This is a genomic window from Leptospira interrogans (assembly GCF_900156205.1).
In the GTDB taxonomy this organism is placed as follows: domain Bacteria; phylum Spirochaetota; class Leptospiria; order Leptospirales; family Leptospiraceae; genus Leptospira; species Leptospira interrogans.
This window is the reverse complement of record NZ_FTNA01000026.1, coordinates 1-25268: the sequence shown is the minus strand read 5'-3', so window position 1 is coordinate 25268 and position 25268 is coordinate 1. Positions and strand designations below refer to the sequence as shown.

The window sequence follows — 25268 nt, the reverse complement described above, 5'->3', positions numbered from 1 at the left end:
TTTGAAATGTGGGAACTACTGCAAAGTTCGAGATTCTATTTGAAATGTGGGAACTACTGCACTAAAATTTTTCACTTGCAAATATATAAAAATTATCAAAATCTTTCGACAAAAATTGACATTAAAAAAAGATTATAATAGTACTCAAACAGAAAATTCAATTATTCTAACATACACTTTAATTCATTAAGTCAAAAAATTATTTTTAATTCACTACCGAATTCCATAAAATTAAGTACCATAAATTTTTACTACAAAACTTGTTTCAAAGCAAAATCTTGGACACTTTATTATGTAGTTCTTTAGTAAAAACCATTTTAATTGATCTTGTCTAAAAATAACAAATCTATCAAAACAACAATCAAAAATATAAACGTAATGGATCTAAAACAAACATTCATAAAAACTCTTTCGCAATACTTGGAAAATATACAAATTTTAGAAACTTTATGGCAAGAAATTAAGCGAACCACATAACACTATCATAACTTACTACCCGGACACATGAAAATAGTACCAAGTTATTAACAGCCGAATTTACGAAAAAGATAGAGGTACTTAAAAAATACCGCAAATTCGGGGTTACTGCATTTTAAAGCAGGACCAAAATATTCAAATTTTTGAAACAATCTAACCCAAGTATTTTATTCATGCGTCCGAGTAGTAAATCATCTTAAAATGTTACATTGGATACTTCATAGAATTCAGGATTGGGACTCTATCCTTCTTACAATGCATTATCATGATATAATATACGACATATCTAAAAATGATAACGAAGAAAAAAGTGTAATCTAATAAAAAAAGACTCTATTCAATTTCATTTCCTGAGAAAAAAAATTTTAAGTGTAAATCACAGATTTTGGTCATTAAAACACATTTACAAAGTAATGACTCAGATACAAATTTATTTATAGATGTAGGTTTATCTATTTTAGGACAGGATTGGAACATTTATTCAAAATATTATAAAAAAATAATATTTAATCTATACAGACAAAGAGAATTCCCAAGGAAGAAAAAAAATACTAAGAACTTGTCCCAAAACCTCAAGATGTGGGACTCACACAAAAATTTAACAATATTAGAATTACTTGAAAGTTCGCAAATTACCAAATGTGACGGTTTTTGTAGGAACTATTGTGTTTTATTAAAAATTTCTAAAGAACTATCATGTAAATTCTTTAAGGTTTTGGGACAAGTTCTAAATTATTTTCTGGGTTTAGAGAAATATACAAAGCGAATTTTTTATGAAAAATTTAAAAACAATGTGAGAAAAAACTTATTTATAGAATTAAAAGAACTAAACACGATTATTTAAAATAAAAAATTCGAACTCAAAAAAGACCTTATTACTGATTCCCATAAAATTAAACGCTATAAATTTTTATTGCCAAGCCCTGTTTCAGAGCAAAATATTGAGTATTCTTATATAGTACTGAAGTAAAACAAAACGAATCTATCACTCGAGACTTTAATCATGAAAAAAATCAAATATATTCTTATTTTATTATATACAATTGTGTTAATCGATTGCGGAAAAAATCTCAAAGGGAAACCAGTTCCTCCAAATCCAAATTTAGCCGGTTTTTATATTTCTTCCGAAACACAAAGATGGGCAGAAGACGATAAAATGAAAATCGAAGTGTTGAGCATTTTTCCCAAATCAAACGGAGAACTTTATTTCGAAAGAAAAACCATAGTAAGACTCAGCTTTATTGCAAGCGAAAATAGAGAGGAATGGAGGATCAGAACCGGCGGAGTCGTAACGGGAGAAAACGAAATCCTATTACAAGAATCTCTTTATCAAGAATTTCATCAACCGCATATAGGAACCAGAGAATCCAATCCAAAACTTTGGAAACTAAACGAGATGGGAGCCCCTTCCAAAGTAAGAGAAGTAGGAAACGTTGCTTTGAGTAGCAGCGTATTAGGAGAAATTTCCCCCGACGGAAGAACTTTAATTTTTTCGAATATTCTATTTACTAAAATAGGAGATTCATTTCAAGGAAGAATCACAACGAATATAAATCAAAAAAGTGTAACCGTAGACAATGAAATCGCAGGAGCCGTATTTTATAAAACGAAAGAAGGTATAGTTTCTATCTTTTCAAAAACGGAAACCATCAAACCTGGAATGATTTTCTTTGTAGGAAAAGATCAAATTCCTTGCAAAATTGTAGAAATTTTTCAACAATCCGGAATCTTAGAACCTATCGACGGCAAGAAAAATTTTCAAGTATCCGCTGGAGATCCAGTAATTTTAAAAGGAAACGTAGATAAAAAAGCGATCAATAAAAGAACTGCCGCCGATGAACTCATTCAAAAAATAAAATCCGATCCAAACGTCAATAAGGAAGAACTCATTCGAGAAATCGAAAAATTAAAAAGGGAAAGATAAATTTCAGATACTCTTAAAAATAAAATCAGTATCTTTAAAAAATCTGAATAAAAGATCCAGAAATCAAATTTTTATATAAAATTGCCGTTTCAGGACTTATTAAGCTTCCCCCAAAACCGTCCAATGTGGGAACTATTACGAAAATTTAACGATATTAGAGCTACTCGAAAGTTCACAAATTGCCAAATACGATTTAATTTGTGGGAACTATTACAGTTTATTAAAAATTTCTAAAGAATTATCACCTAAAATTCTTTGAAGTTGGGACAAGCTCTTGATTAAAAGTTCATTTTATAGAAATCCATTTACCTAGCGCGAGTTCGGCATAAAGAATCCATGGTTCATTTTTCTAAAAAAAGTTGTGATCTCAGATTCCTAAAACGTGGGAACTCCCACAAATCACGATTTTACGAACAAATTCTAAAATTGTAGGAACTCATACTTTTAGAAAATTCTTCCTCATTTTCTTACGTCGAGTTCACGTTAAGATAGCTTCTTTCCAATTATCTTACGACAAACTTAAATCTAACGTGAATTAACTCAGTAGAATGCTTTCTCAAACTCAGCGTCTCACTCTCGATCGTTCGACAGATCGCGTTCGAAACTCAGTAGAACGCTTTCTATGGATCGCGTTCTATATTAAAACTAAAGAGGAATGAACTTATTACGTTTTTTATACAATTTATTAATCAGAACGGATAGATCAATCCGGCTGTCTGCTGCAAGCCGGATTCACCCAAATTTTCTTACTTCGAACTCACGTTACTTAAAATACAAACCTAGACCAATTACAACAATTTTAGTACATTTAAAAATAAGGATATTCTAATATGAGAGCTACAAAATCAGCTGTGGAACGTCCATAAATTTCCCCAATTTTTAGAAGAGTTTGATCCAGTGTAATCACGGCAGGAGTAGAATCGAACACTGGTAATATTCGACTCAATGAAGTTGTAGAACCAAAAACTATATCGGGAATTAGCCTTAACCCGTTTGAAGTTAGAATTGTTTTTTCTGATTTTGCAATTGAAAAAGCTTGAGAACGATATGTTCTAGAATACGCGTCAGCTACCAAAGCCAATTTAATTTCATCCACACCTGCCATAACCGGAATTCCTATTTTTTCATACGACCAAAAAGATAAGAAATTGGAAACAACCGTATAAACCGAACTCATTGTTAAGCGAAATCGATTACTATCATGAACTGGACTCCAGTCTTGCACTCCCAATTCTACCGCAACGTTGAAAGCTCTATCCTTACCTGCGATCGCTTCCACCAAAGCCAAAGAAACCGGAATCGATGCGGTCACGGCAGTTGTAGTTACGATTCCTTGATCTACCACATAACGTCTATTTCTGACCCAAGTCGTATCTTTGAATTTTTTTTCCAAATCATCTAATGAATACCAAAAACCTGTGGCCCGTTTTCCTTTTAATAAACCTGCGTTTGCAAGTACCCAAACTCCGTCACAAACCCCGATAATGGTTGCACCTCTGGAAGCTTGTAAATTCAACCATTCTAAAATAATTGGATTTTCAGAATGATGTATAGCTGGAACAATCACGTAATCCGCACCTGTAGAAAATTTCTTATCAAAAGAAGAAATCGATTCTTGAGGAAAAATCTTTAAAGCTGGGTAAAAACTTATTGGAGTTAACGAAATTCCGACTGCAAACACTTCCGCCGATTTTGAACGAGTCAATACACCATAAGGAACCACATAATCTGTCAATTCCGTCATGTAATTATCTCCGATCACCGCTACCACTGGACGAGTTCTTCCAAAACGGTTTTGATAAACAGGAATTTTTTCGGACTTATATTGAGATTTTGAAAGGTCTTCTGTAGAATAAGCAGGCTTTTTAGTTTCTCCTGATAATGAGTCATATAGAACGCACACAAAACAAATCAAAATTAACATTATAATTTTAGAATATTTTTGAAATTTCCGAGAAATAAAAGATAATTTAATTTGAACTACTTTCATATTTTTATCTCAACCCAAATCAAAACTTTGATCCTTTCTTTTAAATCTTACCAATAGTTTACAACAGAACATCTTTCATTTTATTCTCAAAAGACAGATAGTCAAAATTAAAGATATTTTAATAAATAACGTGAACTCAGAATACGAAAGTCTCGACACTCAATATAACGACTCCCTGAAATCAAGCAAAACGCTTTTTCAAACTCAATGCTGTTCTCTACGGATCGCAGCATAATAATCGCTTTCGCATTAGTGATACTGAACTGAAGTTAAATAAAAATCAGTAAGAAAGATTGTTCATAGAAAAAATAAAACCGCAAGGATTTTAGACAAACCATTCTAAAGTCTAAAAATCAAAAGGACTTGGGTTGAACCGAAAGTAATTGTTTGTGAGATCTTCTTTTAGGAAGAATTCTTGTTCTTAAATATTGAAACGGGTATTCAAATAAAAGATAAAAAGGAACTGAAAGAAGAATCATCAGGGTCAACACAAAAATAAACTGAAATAAAAGTTCAAACATGGAACTAGGTTCCGTACGAATTTTTAAAATCGATACAGAAACTGCAATCAGGACCAAATGCCAAAGATAAATTGTAAAACTTAATCTAGCGATCGGAACAAAAATTTTTAAACTTAAAAAACGCCCTAACAAACCCTCTGAACGAACGACCGCGCACAACAAAATTCCAGCAAATCCTATATTCAAAAGATTATACTTAAACGTATGAGTAAAAAAACTTTCCATATTTATATTTGCCCAATGCGAAATACATAAGAAAGAAAAAAATAAAAATAAAAGAAGGTAATATAAAATAGGATTTGTTTTTAATCGATTTATCAAACCTTTTTGATTCATATACAGATCCATCACAATCACACCTATCACCAAAGAATCAAATCGAGTATGAAAAGGAAAATAAATCTCGTTAAAATATTCAGGAGTCAAAGGTAAAGGAGTCGTCATATAAACGATCACACGGCTAATCGTAGGAACTAAGAGCAAACTCCAAAGCAAAAGTTGTCTGTATTTTGAAGACATTTTAAATAAGATCAAACTACAAAAAAGCGGAAAAATCAAATAGAACTGTTCTTCTATGGATAAAGACCAAGTATGAATATTGATTCCAGGAAAGTAATTTCCTAAAAATACAAAATCTCCCCACGCATCGGATAATTTAAAAGAAAAATAATATGCCTCTTTTTCCAGTCCTTTTGCCTCTGCGATTTTAAGAGTAAGTTTGGAAGCAACCCAACTAAATGTAATAAAAACATAATAAGCAGGAAAAATTCTAAGAGTACGTTTCAAATAAAATTTTTTAAAATCGATCGTTGCGTTTCGAGTCCAATCACTCAAAAGGCTTTTTGATATTAAAAAACCGCTGAGAACAAAAGATAAATCGACTCCCGACCAAAAAAGAGAATCGGATTGAAATGTACCGGGCTTTTTCCAGACAAGCGCATAATGGTTTAAAATGACCAAAATAATTGCAAAGGCACGTAATCCATTTAAAGATTGAATTTCATCTTCTCGATGATACCAAAGTCCTTTAATAAAAGCTTTCATGACTTTTTGAATCTCTGATTAAATTTTTTTTCATCCGTAAAACCACTGATTGTTTAATATATTTAACATTTTAAGAAACAAAATTATTCACGAATTGTTTCAATTGGTTCCTTTTTAAACCAGAACTAAATCTAAAATGTAATGTATAAATTTTACAAAATGATTTTAAATATCCAAATAGAAATGAATCTATCAAACTACAATCTGTTTCATTTCCGTATTTCTGCGTTTTTATAAAACAACATATAGTAATCATAAAATTTCAATCACCTTATCCTAATTTAGTGGTTATCAGCTTAAATACAAAAATACATTTTAATTTTTGAATATAATGATGAGATAAATGATTATCGCCAAGGTTCCCATTTTTTTTAATTCAAGTCTATGAATTTATAAATCGATAAAATAAAAATAAATTCGAAAATAGTAAAATAAGTTAAAAAAAGAAGTAGATCTAAAGTTTTTTTCGAACTTATGAAATAAAATCAAAAACGAAAATCTTAAATACTGGAATTTCGAAAAAACAAATTTTTTCAAAAAGAAAGCAATAACAAAAAATCGGAACTGTTTCAAAATGTAAAAACTTACACAATTTTTTAAAATCCAAAATCACCTGAAATGAGACAATTTATGGTGGCTTGTCTTTTATGAATTACTTCTATCTAAAACTTACAAAATAATTTTTAACCCTTTGGAATTAGCTTGATAAAAACGTTTGAAAGAACTACATAACAAAAATCTTAAATATAAAATTTCTCAATCCTACTTTAAAAAGTTTTTAAATTTATTCTAAAAAATTTTAGAATAAATTTACAGCAAAACTTTAGAGTTTGTTCTAAAATCTCTATACATCCGAAAAGAATCAAAATTTTAAGCTTGGAAGACTGTCTTTTACTAATCCATAAAATTGAGCACCATAAGTTTTATTGCAAAACTCTGTTTCAGTGCAAAATACTAGATACTTTATTATATAGTTTTGAGTAGGTAAACTACACCTTTTTAAATAACTTTTTTTGAACCATATTTTTGTTATTAAACTCTGCATTGAAAATTTTTTTATTATAGACGCAGTATTTGTTACATGGACAAAACTAGATCAAATTTAAAAAACTATTTCTCTAAACAAATCATTCTTGAATTGGATACAAATCGATTTTCCATTTTCAGAAAAAGTTTAAATGGTCTCTAAAATCTAAAAATGATAGGAACTCAATAGAGTTGTTGAAAAATTCCATAGTGACGATTAACAAAACTACTTCAATTGCCGGTTTCCATAAAATAGAAACAGATGGAGAATTAATTTTTCAACAATTCTAATATTTATTTGTTACGTTTACGCATATTTGCGTCTAAAAACTTTTTACGAAGACGTAAACTCGTGGGAGTTACTTCCAAAAGTTCGTCATCATCTAAAAATTCTATGTTTTGTTCTAAAGAAAATTTTCTAGGAGGAACCAGACGTATCGCCTCATCCGCTCCAGAAGAACGAACGTTACTCAGTTTCTTTTCCTTTACAGGATTCACTTCTAGATCATTATCACGAGAATGAATTCCGATGATCATTCCGGGATAAACAGAGGTATTCGGCCCGATCACCAATTCCCCTCTTTCTTGAATCTTCCAAAGAGCATATGCAGTGGATTCTCCTGAGTCCATTGAAATCAATGCGCCGTTCTTACGACCAGGAATATCCCCTTTATATACATCGAACCTAAGAAAACGAGAAGACATCACTCCTTCTCCTCTGGTTTCTGAAATAAAAAATCCTCTAAAACCTATAATTCCCCTTGTAGGTATTACAAATTCTACTCGGGTCATTCCGGACGGATGTGCGTCCATCAATTGTAGTTCTCCCTTTCTACGGTTTAACTCGGCAATGATCGCTCCTGTAAATTGATCAGGAACATCCATTACCAAATATTCGTAAGGTTCGAGTTTTTGCCCTTGCTCGTTAGTTTTTAAAATGACTTCAGGACGAGAGACTTGGATTTCAAATCCTTCTCTTCTCATTGTTTCGATAAGAACCGACAAATGAAGTTCTCCACGCCCTAACACCTTAAAACGATCCTTATCTTCGGTTTCTTCGAGTCTCATCGCTACGTTAGTTTCTAGTTCTCGATCCAAACGTTCTCGAATATTTCGGGTCGTTACGAACTTTCCTTCTTTTCCGGCAAACGGAGAATTGTTTACCATAAAAAACATAGATACGGTCGGTTCTTCTACCTCGATCGCTGGTCTGGGGGCCGGTTTTCCAGGTTCACAAATTGTATCTCCGATAAACACATCCGGAAGACCCGCAATCGCCACGATGTCTCCTGCTTCCGCCGTATTGACTTCGTTTCTTTTGAGTCCTTCAAAATTGTATAATTTTGTAATCCTAAATAATGCAGTATCCGCTGATGGAGCCGTTTCGGTTTTTTTTGCCGCAAGTTGTATAACGTTCATTCCGAGCGCCATTTTTCCCGCATAAATTTTTCCGACTGCAATTCTTCCTACATAGTCGTTATAATCCAAGGAAGTCACTTGGAATTGAAGCGGGGCTTCCGTGTCCGCTTGAACAGGCGGAACGTGTTTAAGAACGGTGTCCAAAAGAGGATCCAGGTTTGTACCCGGAGATTCGCTCAGATTGTGAACCGCCCAACCTTGTTTTGCAGATGCATATACGATTGGAAAATCTAACTGTTCGTCTGTGGCTCCTAAATCGGAAAATAGATCAAACGCCATATCTACAACCGCTTCTGGTCTCGCGCCTGGACGGTCTATTTTATTAATTACTAAAATAGGTCTGTGTCCGAGTTGAAGAGATTTTCCTAATACGAAACGAGTCTGAGGCATCGGTCCGTCAAAAGCGTCCACAAGAAGAAGACAAGAATCCGCAGTTGCAAGAACGCGTTCCACTTCTCCGCCGAAATCCGCGTGACCGGGAGTATCTACTACGTTGATTCTAGTCCCTTTATAAACCACCGCTGTATTTTTTGCTTTGATCGTGATTCCTTTTTCCTTTTCCAAGTCATTGGAATCCATGATTCTTTCTCCGTCCTCTTTGGCTGTGACGGCGCCGGTTTGACGGAGAATTCCGTCCAGAAGTGTGGTTTTCCCGTGGTCTACGTGGGCAATGATTGCTATATTGCGGATTTCCATTCTAAAACCAAAAATTTCGGAAGCCTCCTGGTGTAAATACTTATTTTATCATCGAATCCAGGATCCTCTATGAGAATCTCTGATCTTTTTGATTTGATGACTTTTATTGTGTGGGAACTCTCACAAAACTTTGAATTTATCTTTTTTTAACAATTCATTATAAACCTACTTTTTATTTCACCAATCCTACGTTAACCATTTTGACACTTATGGATTCCAAGATCGTTTATTAAATAACGTAAGTTCAACCACGATCCATTGTTCTGAAAAAGGAATCTTTATATGAAGTTACACTTCATCCCCTGCTTTTTAATTCTAATTTCATTGATCTCTTGTAATAAACAAAAGAATGAAATAAATTCTGATCTTTTACTTTCATTAGCAATGTTGCAAGCGTTGTAACCTCCTCCCGATCGGGTAGAGAATTATGATCGGGATGTACAAATCATTATAAATCTTTCCACTTTCACAAATTCAGGTGGAGTTGAGATTATTTGCGAACTGGGATTCGCTCAGCAAGATATTGATTATTATGTAGAACAACTGAAAAAAGAAATCGCCAGATACCCAAGAGGGTATTGGATCAAAGCCGGTGTGGAAAAAATTGTGCTTTGTAGATCTATGACAACGTCTTATGGATTGAGGGTATCTGCATTTTCCGATGTTAATCTTCTTGCTATTAGCGTAACACAGCCAATGGTGACTTACCGTTATGGCACGACTACATGTGGAGGGATTCCCAATTTCAATTTTTTTGAATATTATGATATGTTAGGAATGCATCACGAACTGACACATTCCGTGGATCGTAAATTTTTAAGCCCCAATAAAAATTCTCTCTCAGAGCCTGATCCAGAATGGGAAAAACTGAATGCTCCTGAATTTCAATATTATGGAAAAGATAATTTCCTTCAATTACCAAATGTTTGGCACCCCTTACCTGGTATTATGCTGGCTTATGGGGCGTCACTCCTCGGAGAAGATAAAGCTGTATTTGGAGCTTTGATCATGGGTTGGCCAGCCACATACAATCTTTTAGTTCAGGCTTGTCAAACCGATCCGTTTGTTGCGGCAAAGATACGTTTAACCGTTTCTAGATGGAAACAATTTTGGCCGTTTCCCAGCGCGGAAAACACCGAGTGGAAAATCAGAATGGCTCAGTCGGAACGAGATTGCCGTTAAAAAATCTATTCAATAGACAACTGTATTCTACAATGATTTACACATTCAGTTTTTCGATTGTAAATTTTAATTTTAGGAAATCTTTATAAAATGAATTTCTAATTATCAAACAAAGGTTTTATACGAAATGTTGAGAGAAATTGATAGGTTTTTATCATTCGGGCACATGAACATAATATTATGAATTTGTTTCCAAAAAATAGAATGTGGAATTTCCTTCAAAAAACCAATAAGTCGGAGTTAAATGTAATTTTTTGAAAACGTCACATCTTTGGTAAAATCGATCTGGAGCTTTTAGTACTATTTTAATACGTTCGAATAGTAAATTTGAGATAATCTATTCTATAATTTTCAGCAGTAAAAAAGTATAAAAAATAACACTATCGAGTTTGTTCAAAAAATTAGAATATTAAGATTTTCCTTTTTTATGAATAGAGTTGTTGAAAAATGAATTCTCCATATATTTCTATTTTGAACTTGTCCCAAAACCTTAAAGAATTTACATGATAGTTCTTTAGAAATTTTTAATAAAACACAATAGTTCCTACAAAAACCGTCACATTTGGTAATTTGCGAACTTTCAAGTAACTCTAATATTGTTAAATTTTTGTGTGAGTCCCACATCTTGAGGTTTTGGGACAAGTTCTTTATAGAAACAGTCAATTAAAGCTGTTTTGTTAATCTGAAATACAGAATTTTTTAACAATTATAATTTTGATAAAAAAATCGTCTTTTCACCGTTCAACAAGTAAGTTTCTACAGCTACAAAATATTTCCAATTTTATAAGTCAAAAATCAGTAAGTTTTAAACTTACACTCTTATCATTCCAACTCTCTATCAATTTTTTGAGAGAAAAGCAAAAACATTACAGGTGTAAATAATGAAAACAATTCTAACGATCTTTATCAGTTTTCTCTTACTCGGAGAAAATCTATATGCAAATCGAGGAGCAGTCAGAGAAAACCCCATCGATGTCTTAGAAAGGTCTCCAGAAAATAAAGCTCTTACCGCGCAAAGAAAGGTTCAAGTCAATATGAACCTACCATTGAATCGCGCTCTTTTTTTTGGAACTCACGATTCTTACAATAGTAGCGCTTATCGAAGAAATCCATCCAATCAGACTTATACAATCACAGATCAGCTTCGCTTAGGTGCCCGTTATCTAGAATTAGAAGTCCATTGGACTACCGGTAGAAGCGGGAATAAGGAACTTCTTCTTTGTAGAGGTAGTAATTTAAACGATCATAATGGTTGTTATAGATATGATCTTACTTTTGAAGCGGGATTGAACGAAATCAGTCAATGGATTCAGAAACCAGAAAATCAAAATGAGGTACTGATTCTTTATATCAAAGATCGTTTTGAAGGACATGTTTCTGAATTTATGAGAACTCTTTCCAGCAAACTGGGCACTTTGTTATATCGTCATCAATCGAGAGACTGCCTCAACCAATCTCCCATGGTTATGCCTAAGTTGGAAGACATGGTAAAAAGTACTAATCATCGAATTTTTCTAACAAGCAATAACTGCTACTCTCCCGAACTTTCAGACACATGGGGATATTACTTTAGAAAAGATCCTTTTGTATCATTCCAACCAAGCGGCTTTCGAGGATATCCAGATTGTAACTTTTCGAGAGAAACCTATCATAATTCTTTAGTTCGCGTTTACAATGATACAATCGCAAGAAATGCAAACGACAGAGGTGGTTCATTCACAAATAGTAATATTCAATCCATGCTCGCTTGTGAAGTAAACTTATTTGGGTTTGATCAATTTAACGCCAATTTTGCGAAACAAGCGGTTTGGTCCTGGGATTCCGCTACCAATCAACCTCTCAATCGAGAAGATCAAGAACATTGCGCACGGATCTCTGTAAACGGAAGATGGTCCACCCATCACTGTGATATGAATCTTAAATTTGCATGCAAAGACAGGAATACCGGAAATTGGATCATCACTTCCAATCGCCAAGGACCTTGGAGAGATGGTAGCAGCGCATGTCTTCTCTATCCCCAATCACCATCAGATATTGGTCGTTATCAATTTGCCGCTCCCGCAACTCCTTATGAAAATAAAAAACTACAAGACGCCCTAATATCGAGCGGCAATAGCCAAACAGTCTGGATCAATCTGACCAAAAAAGACGGAGATAATTGGGCTCCGGATACGACGTTAGAAGGATATTTTTCAAATCCTTAAAAAATAAATAAACGAGCCATTTGTTTTATACAAAAACGGCTCGTTTTATTTTTAAATTATACAATAGAATTCACAAGCCTTTATTATAAAGATTCCTTTGAATGAAAAATACTAGAATCTATTTTAAAAATATCTTAGAATAATCGAAATTGGTATTTTAAACAAAAGTAAAGTATTTTTGAAATAGATTCTAAATACTCCTTTTTACAAGAATTAGTAAAAACAGAACCAAAGTTTAAAAAAATATTATTATATTCTAATTTAAAATTCAGGAAGAGGAATTCTTTCCGTCTCACCAGGGACCTTTGGAAAACGTTCCTGTTTCCATTCTAGTTTTGCCTTTTCGATTCTTTCTAAAGAAGTAGATACAAAATTCCACCAAAGATGCCTACGTTCCGGAAATGGAACTCCTCCCAAAAGAATCGAACGACTTCCTTCCTCGGAATAAAAAGAAATCGTTTCCCCTAAATCAAATACCGCCATATTTCCCATTTGAATTTTTTGACCTTGAACTTCTAAACTTCCTCGCGCCACATACAAAGCGGACTCTTGATCGGAGGATATATTCCATTTTCCTTCTCCTCCCGACTGAACTTCTAAATCGGCATAAAAAAGTTTCGAATACACTTTTACGGGAGAACGTTTACCTAAAAATTCTCCTGCAATCAACCTCAGCTCCCAACCCTTTTCCGAAATCACAGGAATTTCATTTCTATTGAGATGAAAAAATTCGGGCTCTACTTCTTCCGACTCTTTAGGAAGAGCCACCCAAGTTTGTATTCCTTCTAAAATAGAATATTGTAAATCCAACTGAGAACGTTCACTGTGTGCAATTCCAGAACCCGCTGTCATCCAATTGACTTCATAGGGACAAATTTTCATTTCGGAACCGATACTATCTCGATGAAGTATAACTCCGTCATAAAGATAAGTTATTGTAGCCAATCCAATATGAGGATGTGAACGAACCGTTAGTTCTTTTCCGGTTTGAATGGAAACCGGTCCCATATGATCTACGAATACAAACGGTCCTACATAACGCGCTTTTATAGAAGGGAGTACTCTTCGAACCTGGAAATTTTCGCCTAAATCTTTAGTTATCGCAGAAATTATTTTCATAAGTTTATTATAAAGAAATGGAATAATTCTTTCATCATCAATAAGTATATAAAAAATACCTAATATTTTACAATAAAAATTTAAAGTACTTATTATATATAGATCGGCAAAATGGCTTACAAGAAATTTTATATTTAGAACTTGTCCCAAAACCTTAAAGAATTTTATGTAATAATTCTTTAGAAATTTTTAATCAAATGCAGTAATTCCCACAAATTAAGTTACATATGGCAATTTGCGAGCTTTAGAGCAGTTCTAATGTCGTTAAATTTTCATAGTAGTTCCCACTTTTGGGACAAGCTTTTAATTACCTACAGAACAAAACTCCATAAACCTGAACCTATGTTAGAGGTAAAATTTTAGACGCTCAATTTTATAGTTCTAAATAATATTAGAGTTTTTGAAAATTCCATACCGGCGATTAACAAAATTGTTTCAATCGGCTATTTCATAAAACAAAAACAATACGGAGAATTAATTTTTCAACAACTCTAATAAACAACCTCTATAAATTCAAATATAACGATGATCAAATTAAATTTCTACTTATAATTTTCATTTTAAGGATAATTATCAATCTATTATAATAGTAGATCATAAATTTTAAAACAAATTCTCAATTTAGAAAAGTTTTATTATTTGGTTTTCTGTAAAAATTCTTTAAACATTTTTTGTATTAGAGTTGTTGAAAAATTCCATAGCAACAATTAACAAAACGCTTCAATCGACCGTTTCCATACAACGAAAACCCATAGAGAATTAATTTTTCAACAATTCTATTGATCATTCTCTATCTTTCTAAGTGAATCTTTATTAAACAGTTTCTTTATTTTTATGATAACCAAAGTTGCAATTTGGTGCAAAAATTTGATTGTATGATTCTTTTTAGATTTTATAGAAATTCTCTTAACTCTAAAAAATTTTTGCACAAATCAAACCCAATAGAAAGAGTAATTTGGAACTTGTTTCGAAAAATCGCCTAGAGCCCATCTTAAGACTTAAGGTCATTCCGAATGATGTTTTCTAAGAGATCCAACCGTAATCCAAAGGCTCGCTGCCGTCAAAATAGTTCCCATCCACAAAGGTGCCTCTGGTGAATAAACAGGAGTTCCTTTTGCGGTAAAATAGGAGAACAAACCCGTCATTAAAATTGGCCCTAGAATTGCGGTCACACTCATCAAACTAGTAAGAGCTCCTTGTAATTCTCCTTGTTCATTTGACGGAACCTGAGAAGACATGATCCCTTGAAGAGGTGGCATTGCAATTCCTCCCAAACAATAAGGAATTAAAAATACAAACATCATCCAACTTTGTGTTGCAAGAGCGAATAACGCATATCCCAATCCACTTAAAGCCAGTCCCAGATAAATACTTTTATTCTGTCCGAGCGCAGGAAGAATAATCCTAATCAATCCACCTTGTGTGATTGCATAAACAAGACCTACAACTCCTAAAGAATAACCCACCATCGCCTCGTTCCATTGAAATTTTTCCATTGTATAATAATTCCAAGTTCCCTGTACGGAGTGAGCCGCTACGTTCATTAGAAAAAATGCAACTACTAATCCTATGATCATAGGATAACGTTTCAGATTGATAAGAGATCCAATTGGATTTGCCTTTTGCCATTCAAATTTTCTTCTATTTTCAGGAGTTAAAGATTCTGGCAGAATAAAAAAACCGAACAACCAATTTATAAGAGTAAGGGCAGCCGCGGCTAAAAACGGAGCTCTGGAACCGTATTGACCTAGAACACCTCCGATCACCGGCCCTATGATAAATCCAAATCCAAACGCCGCTCCTAAAATTCCAAAATTCTGTGCTCTTTTTTCGGGAGGACTAATATCGGCGATATAGGCATAACCAGTTGTAAAACTCGCACCCATGATTCCCGCTAAAATCCTTCCAACAAACAACCAAAAAATGGAAGGTGCAAAAGCTAAGAATAAATAATCTAACGTAAAACCAAAAAGAGAAGCGAGTAGTACCGGCCTTCTTCCGTATCGATCACTCAATCCACCTACAAACGGAGCACAAACAAATTGCACAAATGAATACGCAAACATCAAAAGCCCACCATACCACGCGGCTTGGCTCAAAGTTCCATGAGTCAATTCCTGAATGAGTTTTGGTAAAACTGGAATAATAATTCCAAATCCGATTACATCAATCAAAATGGTTACAAAAATAAAACCCAAAGCCGCAGGTCGTCTATGATTCATAACTCCACCCAATGAATCCTAAGTCTTTTGACAACGAAAAAATTATTTCTTGAGTAAGCCTTTTCGTCAAACCGTCAAACTGAAAACGAAATACAAATCTGTTAAAATTTTTATCTACCTCATTTAGATCGCCTTGTAATACCAAAGACAAATCTCATCTTACGTCCTAGAGAAGAATTAAATTTGAAAGATAAAATCTTAAAATTCGAAAAGAAAGAATTCTATTCCATCTGTGATCAACTTTCTCGAAAAGATCGGGGATTACATTCAATTCTTCTAAAGCACGGTTATCCTCCTTTTTGGAGTCGCAAACCGAACTTTGAAACCTTAGTTCATATCATCTTAGAACAACAAGTTTCTCTTGCATCCGCAAGGGCAGCCTTAGTAAAACTGAAAAATAAGATTGGCTCCGTAACCGCCCGAAAGATTCTTTTGTTAAGCGACATCGAATTAAGAGAATGTTATTTCAGTAGACAAAAAACCAGTTATGTTCGAGACCTTGCAGAGTTCGTATTTTCCAAACGAATCATACTTGGCGATTTAGCCTCTAAATCAGACCAAATGATTCGAGAAGATTTGATAACCGTAAAAGGGATTGGAAATTGGACCGTAGATATTTTTCTGATTATGGCTTTGCACCGTGCAGATATTTTTCCACTCGGAGATTTGGCGGCAGTTAAATCCCTAAAAAAAATTAAAAAATTACCTGTAGATACTTCTAATGATAAAATCCTGTCTGTTTCTAAATCTTGGAGACCATTCCGCTCGATCGCCACTATGTTGCTCTGGCATTCCTACATTCAAGAAAATAATATTAAATTTTGATCCTACTTTCCCCAAGAAGATAAAAATTTTTTTAAATCGTTCATTCCAGATTGGTTATATCCCTCAGTTTTAAAAAAAATTTCACGTTTCGAATTTAAAATTAAAACAGTAGGCAAACCAACAATTTTAACTCGTTTATAACTAGTAGATAACGGATCTACCAACGTTTCCGCCTTATTTGATAGATTTAGTAAATTTGAATATTCTTTTCCGGTTTGAAAATCATCTCCTACAAATACGATCCAAAAAAATACCTTCCATTTCCCATCGGCCTCTATGTTTGTTCTTTTTATAAGATCTAAAAGAATCGGAACTTGCTCTTTACAAGGTTTACATTGAGAACCAGTAAAATTTAGTATCAGAATGTCTTTTGTAGAAAACTTTTTTAAAAAATCAGAAAGAACAATTCTTTCTTTACTAAGATTATAGAACGCAAAATTGTCTAAAGGTTCCGAAAAAGTTGCGTCTAACGGTAAAATAAAAATCAAAAAAAGATATTTCTTATAAAGAGTTTTACAAAAAACTCCATTGGCTCTTTTTTGATTTTTGTACATTCGTTTTGATTTCCGAAATTCTAATCGTTTTCATCTGAAAAGATTGTAAATACTATTTTTAGAACTTTAAATTATTGTTTACTTTTCGATCAAGTTCAGCTCTTATATTATTAATATTAAAAGAATTCTGAAAGAAATCAAACTACGTTTTATAATTGTTTTGAGATATATTCGTTTAGGATCATTTCGATGCGTTTCAGTTACCTTTTGTTTTTTCTTTTTTTACTCTGGTTCCCTACCAAAGTTTTTGCACAAAACAAACATTCTAAAATTTATATCCATAAACTGACAACAGAAAGTAATCTAAATTCCGGTTTGGAAAATAGATTTCGAAATGGAATTATCAATTCTATTCTTAGAAACTTTGAAGGTAAATATACAATTGTAGATGACGATTCACTATCGATTCTTTTGAAACAAGTAGAAACTCTTCAAAAGATGGATTGTTCAGATGAAATTTGTATGAAACAGATAGCAGATGCAATTGACGCCAACGAAGTAATTTCAGGCACAATCTCTTCTCAAAACGGCATTATCTATGTGTCTTTACGAAATCAAATCAGAGATTCAAAAAATTTAAACTACTCTATCAAGTCCACGTTTCAGATGGAATTTCCAGAATTTCTTTTAGACTACTACGCTGGAGAATCCGGTAAAAAACTTTTAGACCTCCAATATAATCTTGATCCTCATAAAGTTCCTGCTTCTACAAACGGAAATCTAAGCGTAACATTTTTAAAAATTAAACCGGTTCCCGGAACCAACCTAAATTCTATGGAATTTAAAACCTCTGACAAAATTTTAGTTGGAGTTTTAGAAGAAATTAAAGAAGAACTAGATAAGGCAATCCAATACAGTCGTTCCAAAGAATATACAGAATCTATCGAAATCTACAATCGGATCTTAAACGCGTTTAACGAACGTCTTTCGTCCGAGTCTCTAAAAAGATTAGAACCGTTTGTTCGAGAAATTCAAACGAGTATTACAAATAATTATAATTTAGAATATAAGGAAAAAATAAATAATCTGGATCGTAATCTTTTTGATTCGAGCCCGGAAGATTTAGAAAAACGTCTTTCCGATTATCATTCTCTTTTAAAGGAATATTCCTCCCAGGTTCCTGAAAAATACAGACAACTCCAAATTCTACAAAGTATCCAGGAAAGAAAAGAGAAAGTAGAACTTGCCCTATTTTCCTTAAAGGAAAAAGAAGCGGATCAGGCTTATTCTAAATTTGACTTTTCTCTTTCTTCTAAACTATATTCAAATATTCTTAAAGAGCTTCCGGAAAAAATGGACGGGTCTTATAAATCGTTTAGAGAAACGATCGAAAAAAAAGCAGAAACCTCTGAAAAAACGGGGCGTTCTCATTTATCCAATCGTTTGGAAACGATTTATCTTCTCATCGAAAGAGAATTTACTGTGGAAGCTTTGGCAGATGCGGAAGAAGAAAAAGAATCTCATCAAAATAAAATTCATGAAGCGTTTCGAGAAGGGATCATAACTCTTGCAAAATCTGAATTTACCAATCTGACTCAAATCGATAGAATCAAAAAAGAAGCCAAACGAGTGAACCAAAAACTGAAAGTTCCCATTTCTTTTCAAGTCCAATTGAATTCACTTCTACACGAAGGTTTAGAAACTAAAAATCCTACTCAGATCGTAAATAGTCATCTGCTCGGAGCGGACTGGGAAAGTAAGACAGGTTTTTTTTGGGGTTCTGCTAAATCTAAACTCAAAGAAATTTTAGAAGGTACGGTTCAAACTGGAAATCCAAATAAAGAATTTAAAAAACTGTTCACTATCCATTTCGAAACCGAAACGATTCAATTAAAAGATTCTAAAAAAGAAATTCCTAAATCCAATTTTGAAAAAAAGAAGATTAAAAAATCTTTTTCTCAAAAAGAAAATTTTTGGGAACATTCAAGCGGAAGTTATAATTGGTATCAAGCAAATCAAATTTGTAGTTCCAGAGATCTTAGACTCCCAACTATTGAAGAATTAGAAGACTCATATGAAAGTGGTGAAACAGAATCTTGGATCGAAAACGATTCCGACAAAAGGTATTGGTCCTCCACAATTTCTGTTGGTGAAAACGGTGCCTATAACTTGGATGTATTTAAAGGTGAAATCCGTTGGGATCATCTTAGCAATTACGCCAGAGTTCGTTGTCTAAAGTAATCTCTAGTTTCTTTAAAAAATTTCTTTTTGAATTTATTTTTTTCTGTAAACCCCCAATCACTTTTTGATTAAATAGCGCGTGGTAGTTCTTACTTTTACATCACTTTTCTAATATAAATTCCTAAAATAAGTCGAGAATTTTTCTCTAAAAGCAGCAGTTTTCGCATTTCCATAGTTGCGGCGGTTTCCATGATCGTTTCATATAAAATTTTTCTAATATTTGATGATAATTTTTCTTTCAGGTTTTTATGGTTTACTTTCCCGTAAAAATTTGGATGTGGGAACTCTTACAAATTTTAGATTCTATCGTAAAACTTTGAAAATGTAGGAACTACTGCATTTCAAAAAATAAGAATCAATCCAAAATAAGACTTAATCTGTGGGAACTCTTACAAATTTTAAATTTTATTGTAAAACTTTAAAAATGTAGGAACTACTGCATTTCAAAAAATAAGAATCAATCCAAAATGAGACTTAATCTGTGGGAACTCTTACAAATTTTAGATTTTATCGTAAAACTTTGAAAATGTAGGAACTACTGCATTTCAAAAATTTTTTCAACCGCCAAACTCACGTTAAATTAATAGCCTAATTTATAAAACATCTCATTTACTAACTTTGCACCCTGGCAATTGAGATGAATCTGATCCGAATAATATTCAGGTTTCATAAACTGTTTTTCAAACTTCAATACTTTTAAATGCGGATATTTTGTTTTAAGAGGTTCAAAAGCGTTCCAAAACTTCGAAAAATATCCAGTCGGCTCTATATATTCCGGAAAAGGCATCACGATATAATAAACGTCTATTTCTTTGGTTTCTGCGTATTTAAGAAAATCCTCAAATGCACTAAAATCAAAAATAGGCTCAGCCCCATAAGGAGCGAGGGTTTCCTCCTTCAGTTTTTCCCGACTCATCTGGTAAAGTATCGCGTGTTGAGGTTTAATTCGATCAGAGATATTCAATCCACCATTTTGAAAATTCAGTTTTTCCGCAATCCATCGATTATCCCTAAAATTACTTTCAGGAGGCATACAACTGGGGATATATAGTTCCTCACATCCACAATCTAATTTCATAACCGCTTCTGCGGTTTTATAATTTTCATAAGAAAACACATTCAAAAGTGCTTTACGATACCGATACGTGGAAAATAAGTTCGGGACCGAAGCAGATAATACGTAAACTAACTCAGGACCTTTATATTGTTCGAACATTTCTCCTATGGAAAACAAATGAAGAATTCTATGAGAGAAAAACTTCCAATTAATTTCAGATGCAGTTTTTCTTGCATTTGTCGAAACTCCATCCATTACAAAATTCTTATATGTCAAACCGGCAAAAAATCGATTTTTCAAATATTCTAAAAGACTCATATTCGGTTGAACGTATTTTACGAGACTCGGATCCACAATTGGATCTCCATAACCCCCAGAAATCAATCCAGGACTGGAAGCAAAAAGTATAAATTCCGGTTTTTGATTTCCCGCGTCTAGATACTTCTTTAAATAATAGGAGTAATACCTTGCTCCCATTGCGGGTAGGCTAAAATTATAAACTTTCGATTCTCGAGAAGGTATCAGAGACATACTTCTGGAATCGCCAAACACGAGCCCTTTGTAGTCCAAAACCCCAGATTCCATTTTCTTTCGTATATTATTGACTAAAAAAACTTCCGTGTGTTCGTAAAAATAGATCTCTGTAAATTTGGCAATGAGTTCTACCAAAACTAAAACTATCAATAAGATCAATACTACCTTATTTTTAAAAAGCGAAGTAAATGACATTTTTACCAAACACACCTTTTAAAACTATACAATAAAAGAAAAATAAATATGTAAGAACTCGTACAATTACAGGTTTTTCGAATATAAAAAAAGCTGAATTATTTTTATAGTGAAAGTAGTCCCATACCAAAAGAGGTCCGATTAACTTTAGTATTTCCATAAAATAATTGGAAATGCCAATTTGATCATTTGGTCCTTTAAGAATGAAAAAATTTTCCACGACGTTGATAAATAATATCTTTACATGATTTCCGTCATAACTTCTAAAAAATATAGAAGACATGGCAAACATGAACATGGTAAAAAAACAGGACCAAAAGAAAAACCCCTTTATAAAAAAAGGATGATTTAAAAAAGGAAATTTGAATTTTACAAAAATTTTAAGCTTTTCAAAAGGTTCTCTAAAAACCATATAAAGTACGATATAAAACCCACAACAAAGTCCCCACAGAGCAAAATTCCAACTTGCTCCGTGCCAAATTCCGGAAAGTACAAATATGATAAACAAGTTCCTATAATTATGAAATTTGCTGACTTTACTTCCGCCTAACGGTATATAAACGTAGTCAGTAAACCATCGATTTAACGTTACGTGCCATCTACGAAAAAGTTCTCTAAAATTTACGCTGAATTCCGGAGTGATAAAATTTTCACTTAGCTGAAATCCTAAAAGAAAAGCACAACCTCTTGCGATATAAGAATATCCAGCAAAGTCACAATAAATCTGAAAGATAAACGCGCATAACGCAAGAACCGTGTGAATCGCGGAATGTCCTCCCGCAAGTTCCGGATTGGATTTATAAAGCCCGGAATTTTCGAGCAACACTAAATCCGCAAGTTCGGCAAGATTATCCGCTACGTAGGTCTTCATATAATAACCCACAAGAATCAAAAGACAACCCTTGTAAAAAAGATCTAAATCTATCTTTCTATCCTTTTTGATTTGGGGGAGAAGATCCCCCGCCCTTTCAATTGGCCCCGCGACTAATTGCGGAAAAAAACAGACAAAAAGACAAAAGTCCATCAGATTGGTTTCCGCTTTAAGTTTACGGAAATATACATCGATCACGTAAGAAAGGGTTTGGAACGTAAAAAAACTGATTCCTACCGGAAGTATAATTTGAAGAAATATATCATCCCTAAAAAGTGTAGAATTCTGTGCCCCCAAAAACACCGCGGAGGTTTTCAGAATTGTACTTAGATTCTCTATAAAAAAATTATAATATTTGAAAAAACCCAATATCCCCATATCGATTACAACAGCCAAAAACAAAAGGTGACCCCTAATCGACTCTTTTTGCTCCATCAGAAGAGCGATGTAAAAATTGGAAACGGATACAAATACGATTAGAATCAAAAAGATCCAATCCCACCATCCGTAAAATATATAGGAAGCGATGAGTAAAAATAAATTCTGGATTGTTCTGGAAGTTTTTCTAACAGCAAAAAAATAACAAACGGCTAATACGACTAAAAAGAAATAAATAAAAACGGCCGAGTTGAAAATCATCTTTGATAGACCGATTTAAAAAAACGGCGCTCCTTTTAGAGTTCGATTCTCTTGGCGTCCCGCCAGAGCCTATCTAAATTATAATATTCTCTTTTTTCTGGAGTCATAATATGAACGATAATTTCTCCGAAATCCAAAAGAGTCCAACCGGACGTTGCAGACGTTCCTGTTTTATCCGTTTCTTTGTGCGAGAGTTTATATTCTTTTAATGTTTTTCTAACTTCTCTTGCAACCGCATTGGCTTGAACCGCAGAGTTGACGGTGCAAATGACAAAATAACTCAGATAACTATTCACGCTTTCAAGATTTAAAATGCTTACTTCCTCGCATTTTTTATCCGTCATTATATCTCGTATGATCCGAAGAATATCTTCGGTACTAGGGTTTTGTTTATGGGTAGGATTCATGAATTTTTATTTTCTAGGTTCGTAATCGGAGCCTACCACAACCGTAGCGTCTAAGCCCAAATCCTTTCTCAATACGTGATGAACTTCAGCTTTTTCTAATACGGTTGAAATACGATCCATGATCGCTGTGTTACCGGAACGATCAATCACCACAGTTTTAGGAAATCCTTTTTTCCAAGCGTTATCCGCCGCGAGTACTTTAATTCTTTTATCCGAAAGAATTCCACGAACATCTTTTGCAAGCCCAGCCACCTCGGTTCCATTTAACACTTCTGTCCTTGCAAACTCTGCGTCTGTAAAAACGTCAGAATTCATATCTTTTGAAAATTTACGAAAAGCAATCCTGGCTCTTGCAATATCTGTTTTTAAATAGAGTTTCTTCGTTTTAGGATCGTTCATCGGTTCGCCCGGAAGTTCCGAAATTCCAAATTGAATTCTTCTGGAATTGACAAACTTGATAAGACTCACAAAATCTTCTTTCGAAAGATCGGATTCGATCAAACTATGTGCAAAAATCAAAAGGGGCGTAGTTAAAAATTCTTTTTTTTGAGAAAGAGCCTCGTAAAGAGTAAGCACCACACTTTCTTGACGACTGATTCTTTCTAAGTAATCCAAAGTTTCTTTTTTATCTATCTTACTCGTATAGTCATAGACATCCTGTCCGGACATAGTATAAACTCCCGGTTCCCGATTGTACTCCGAAGAACTACGAACGGTTTTATTATCCGTATAAACGTCTAAACCGCCTAAAAGATCCACGATTCGAATCCATTGAGAAGAAGAAATAGAAATCGTATAATTAGGTTTTGTGTCGATCAAATCAGTAATCGCACTTTTGACCGAAGATTTAGCCCCAGATTTGAGAAGATCCAAAGAATCGTCCGGATCGTCAAAAGACGTAATCGGATGAATGAAGTATAACGCACAACGGTTGTTAGATGGAAAAAGAGTCGCCAAAAGACCAAACTCATATTCCTGAGAATCATTCACAGCGTGAAATAAAAAATAGATTGGTTTACCAGCTGCAATTTTTTCTTCCAATCCGGTTCGATTGAATTTACTAATTAAAAAAATAAGAGCTGAAAATAATAGAATTCCGGCTGCGATATAAAGCAACCAACCCGATTTTTTTTTTGAAGACTCTTTAGATTCCAAACTTGCGCCGTCCCAATTCCATTCCAATCTGCAAAACCAGTCTGTCAAACGGTTATTTTTAGTTTGCCTTTTGTTTCAAGAATCATCACATCAATTATCTAAAAAATTGATTCCATTTTGTTTTTAAGAATCAGATTTAAATTGTGTTCTAAACATTATGATTCAATCGATCTGATTTCTAAAGTCTTGTTAAAGAATTCCAAAAGTAAAAATCCACAGAATCACAATTTTAAAAAATGTTTCACCCGATCCTCTTGATTGGAATCTTTTTTAAGATTTTCTAAAAAATATTCCAACTGCCACTTCTGAGTCTTTTTGGCTTGTTGATTGTAAGGAACATCCCAAGAAGGATAAACTCTAAATCCTAACTTTCCTTCTCCATTTCCATTGAGAATTCCTTGCTGAAGTAAAACATCTTTTGTAAATATAAATTGCCCTGTACGATTTTTATCATATATGTATATGATAAAATAATCGGTCCCGTCTTGAATATCGTACGGCTGGATCTGACCTTGAATATTCCGCTTCCATAGAGTTACAAACTGTCCTACTTTTTTAGGTGTGATTTTTGCGACACGAAAAGTGATTTTCCATTTTTTTAGTTCAAAATTACAGGCTCCGTAATCGGAACCTTCTTTTTCAAAAAACAGACTTCCCATGGAAACATCACAAGGTTTTAATACATTTTCTTGGAAGTTGTCTAAAATTTTGATGAGTTCTGTTCTGGTAAGTTTCATTTCTATTCTGAATCACTCAATAATCGAGTGTCCAAAAACCACGGTGTTTTACTTCGATAAAGTAAATTTTTAATTAGGAAATATTTTCATAGAGATTCGTTTACACATAAGAACCTGTCCCAAAAGAAACTCAACATCTCACTCCTTAAGAGTCGTTCGGAAACTCAATACGTTCACCCCCTATGAAGTCGCTTGGGATAACTCAATGCCTCGCTCTTTACGAATCGCTCGGGATAACTCAATGCCTCGCTCTTTACGAATCGCTCGGGATAACTCAATGCCTCGCTCT

Annotated in this window: 17 protein-coding genes; 5 read left to right on the top strand and 12 right to left on the bottom strand. The window is 33.6% G+C overall.

Annotated features, from left to right (window positions below):
* Positions 1 to 1480 precede the first annotated feature (1480 nt).
* Complete coding sequence (locus tag BW942_RS16800; protein WP_000721547.1) at positions 1481 to 2401, top strand: LIC12353 family lipoprotein; 921 nt, start codon at positions 1481 to 1483, stop codon at positions 2399 to 2401.
* Between the two features lie 808 nt (positions 2402 to 3209).
* Here the strand turns inward: BW942_RS16800 and BW942_RS16790 are convergent.
* From BW942_RS16790 to typA, 4 genes are all read right to left on the bottom strand, one after another.
* A complete protein-coding gene (locus BW942_RS16790) occupies positions 3210 to 4391 on the bottom strand; it encodes a DJ-1/PfpI family protein (RefSeq protein ID WP_000869787.1) in 1182 nt (393 codons plus the stop codon).
* Positions 4392 to 4744: 353 nt separating this feature from the next.
* Complete coding sequence (locus BW942_RS16785) at positions 4745 to 5956, bottom strand: acyltransferase family protein (RefSeq protein WP_000642921.1); 1212 nt, start codon at positions 5954 to 5956, stop codon at positions 4745 to 4747.
* A gap of 390 nt (positions 5957 to 6346) precedes the next feature.
* Positions 6347 to 6529 (bottom strand): hypothetical protein, encoded by a 183-nt coding sequence (locus BW942_RS16775; protein WP_000808860.1) that lies wholly within the window; start codon positions 6527 to 6529, stop codon positions 6347 to 6349.
* Positions 6530 to 7276: 747 nt separating this feature from the next.
* Positions 7277 to 9097 (bottom strand): translational GTPase TypA, encoded by a 1821-nt coding sequence (gene typA / locus BW942_RS16770; protein WP_000405900.1) that lies wholly within the window; start codon positions 9095 to 9097, stop codon positions 7277 to 7279.
* Between the two features lie 444 nt (positions 9098 to 9541).
* Between typA and BW942_RS21145 the strand changes: the two genes are divergently transcribed.
* A complete protein-coding gene (locus tag BW942_RS21145) occupies positions 9542 to 10279 on the top strand; it encodes an LIC13305 family lipoprotein (RefSeq protein ID WP_223809857.1) in 738 nt (245 codons plus the stop codon).
* Positions 10280 to 11160: 881 nt separating this feature from the next.
* On the top strand, positions 11161 to 12483 hold the full coding sequence (locus tag BW942_RS16750; protein WP_000849253.1) for a phosphatidylinositol-specific phospholipase C domain-containing protein: 1323 nt from the start codon (positions 11161 to 11163) through the stop codon (positions 12481 to 12483).
* Positions 12484 to 12744: 261 nt separating this feature from the next.
* On the opposite strand, the gene BW942_RS16745 is transcribed toward BW942_RS16750, so the two are convergent.
* Positions 12745 to 13602 (bottom strand): pirin family protein, encoded by an 858-nt coding sequence (locus BW942_RS16745; RefSeq protein ID WP_000691890.1) that lies wholly within the window; start codon positions 13600 to 13602, stop codon positions 12745 to 12747.
* 1004 nt (positions 13603 to 14606) lie between these two features.
* Positions 14607 to 15824 (bottom strand): TCR/Tet family MFS transporter, encoded by a 1218-nt coding sequence (locus BW942_RS16735; protein ID WP_001983670.1) that lies wholly within the window; start codon positions 15822 to 15824, stop codon positions 14607 to 14609.
* 183 nt (positions 15825 to 16007) lie between these two features.
* On the opposite strand from BW942_RS16735, the gene BW942_RS16730 reads away from it, so the two are divergent.
* Entirely contained in the window at positions 16008 to 16649 is a 642-nt protein-coding gene (locus BW942_RS16730; protein ID WP_000653301.1) for a DNA-3-methyladenine glycosylase family protein, read from the top strand.
* 2 nt (positions 16650 to 16651) lie between these two features.
* On the opposite strand, the gene BW942_RS16725 is transcribed toward BW942_RS16730, so the two are convergent.
* Positions 16652 to 17203 (bottom strand): TlpA family protein disulfide reductase, encoded by a 552-nt coding sequence (locus BW942_RS16725; protein ID WP_000277668.1) that lies wholly within the window; start codon positions 17201 to 17203, stop codon positions 16652 to 16654.
* Positions 17204 to 17392: 189 nt separating this feature from the next.
* Here BW942_RS16725 and BW942_RS16720 point away from each other — a divergent pair, with 189 nt between their 5' ends.
* A complete protein-coding gene (locus BW942_RS16720) occupies positions 17393 to 19384 on the top strand; it encodes a hypothetical protein (RefSeq protein WP_001212829.1) in 1992 nt (663 codons plus the stop codon).
* Between the two features lie 580 nt (positions 19385 to 19964).
* Here the strand turns inward: BW942_RS16720 and BW942_RS16715 are convergent.
* The 5 genes from BW942_RS16715 to BW942_RS16695 all read right to left on the bottom strand — a co-directional run bounded on the left by BW942_RS16715 (position 19965) and on the right by BW942_RS16695 (position 24979).
* Entirely contained in the window at positions 19965 to 21170 is a 1206-nt protein-coding gene (locus BW942_RS16715; protein WP_000011185.1) for a hypothetical protein, read from the bottom strand.
* Complete coding sequence (locus tag BW942_RS16710; RefSeq protein ID WP_000577056.1) at positions 21148 to 22680, bottom strand: MBOAT family O-acyltransferase; 1533 nt, start codon at positions 22678 to 22680, stop codon at positions 21148 to 21150. The genes BW942_RS16715 and BW942_RS16710 overlap by 23 nt, the downstream gene beginning before the upstream one ends.
* 35 nt (positions 22681 to 22715) lie before the next feature.
* Positions 22716 to 23087, bottom strand: coding sequence for a ribosome silencing factor (gene rsfS / locus BW942_RS16705; RefSeq protein WP_001070122.1), 372 nt, complete (start codon positions 23085 to 23087; stop codon positions 22716 to 22718).
* 6 nt (positions 23088 to 23093) lie between these two features.
* Positions 23094 to 24290: an LCP family protein gene (locus BW942_RS16700; RefSeq protein WP_000133081.1), complete on the bottom strand. Its 1197-nt coding sequence runs from the start codon at positions 24288 to 24290 to the stop codon at positions 23094 to 23096.
* Between the two features lie 173 nt (positions 24291 to 24463).
* Positions 24464 to 24979, bottom strand: coding sequence for a MepB family protein (locus BW942_RS16695; protein ID WP_000779367.1), 516 nt, complete (start codon positions 24977 to 24979; stop codon positions 24464 to 24466).
* Positions 24980 to 25268: the final 289 nt, after the last annotated feature.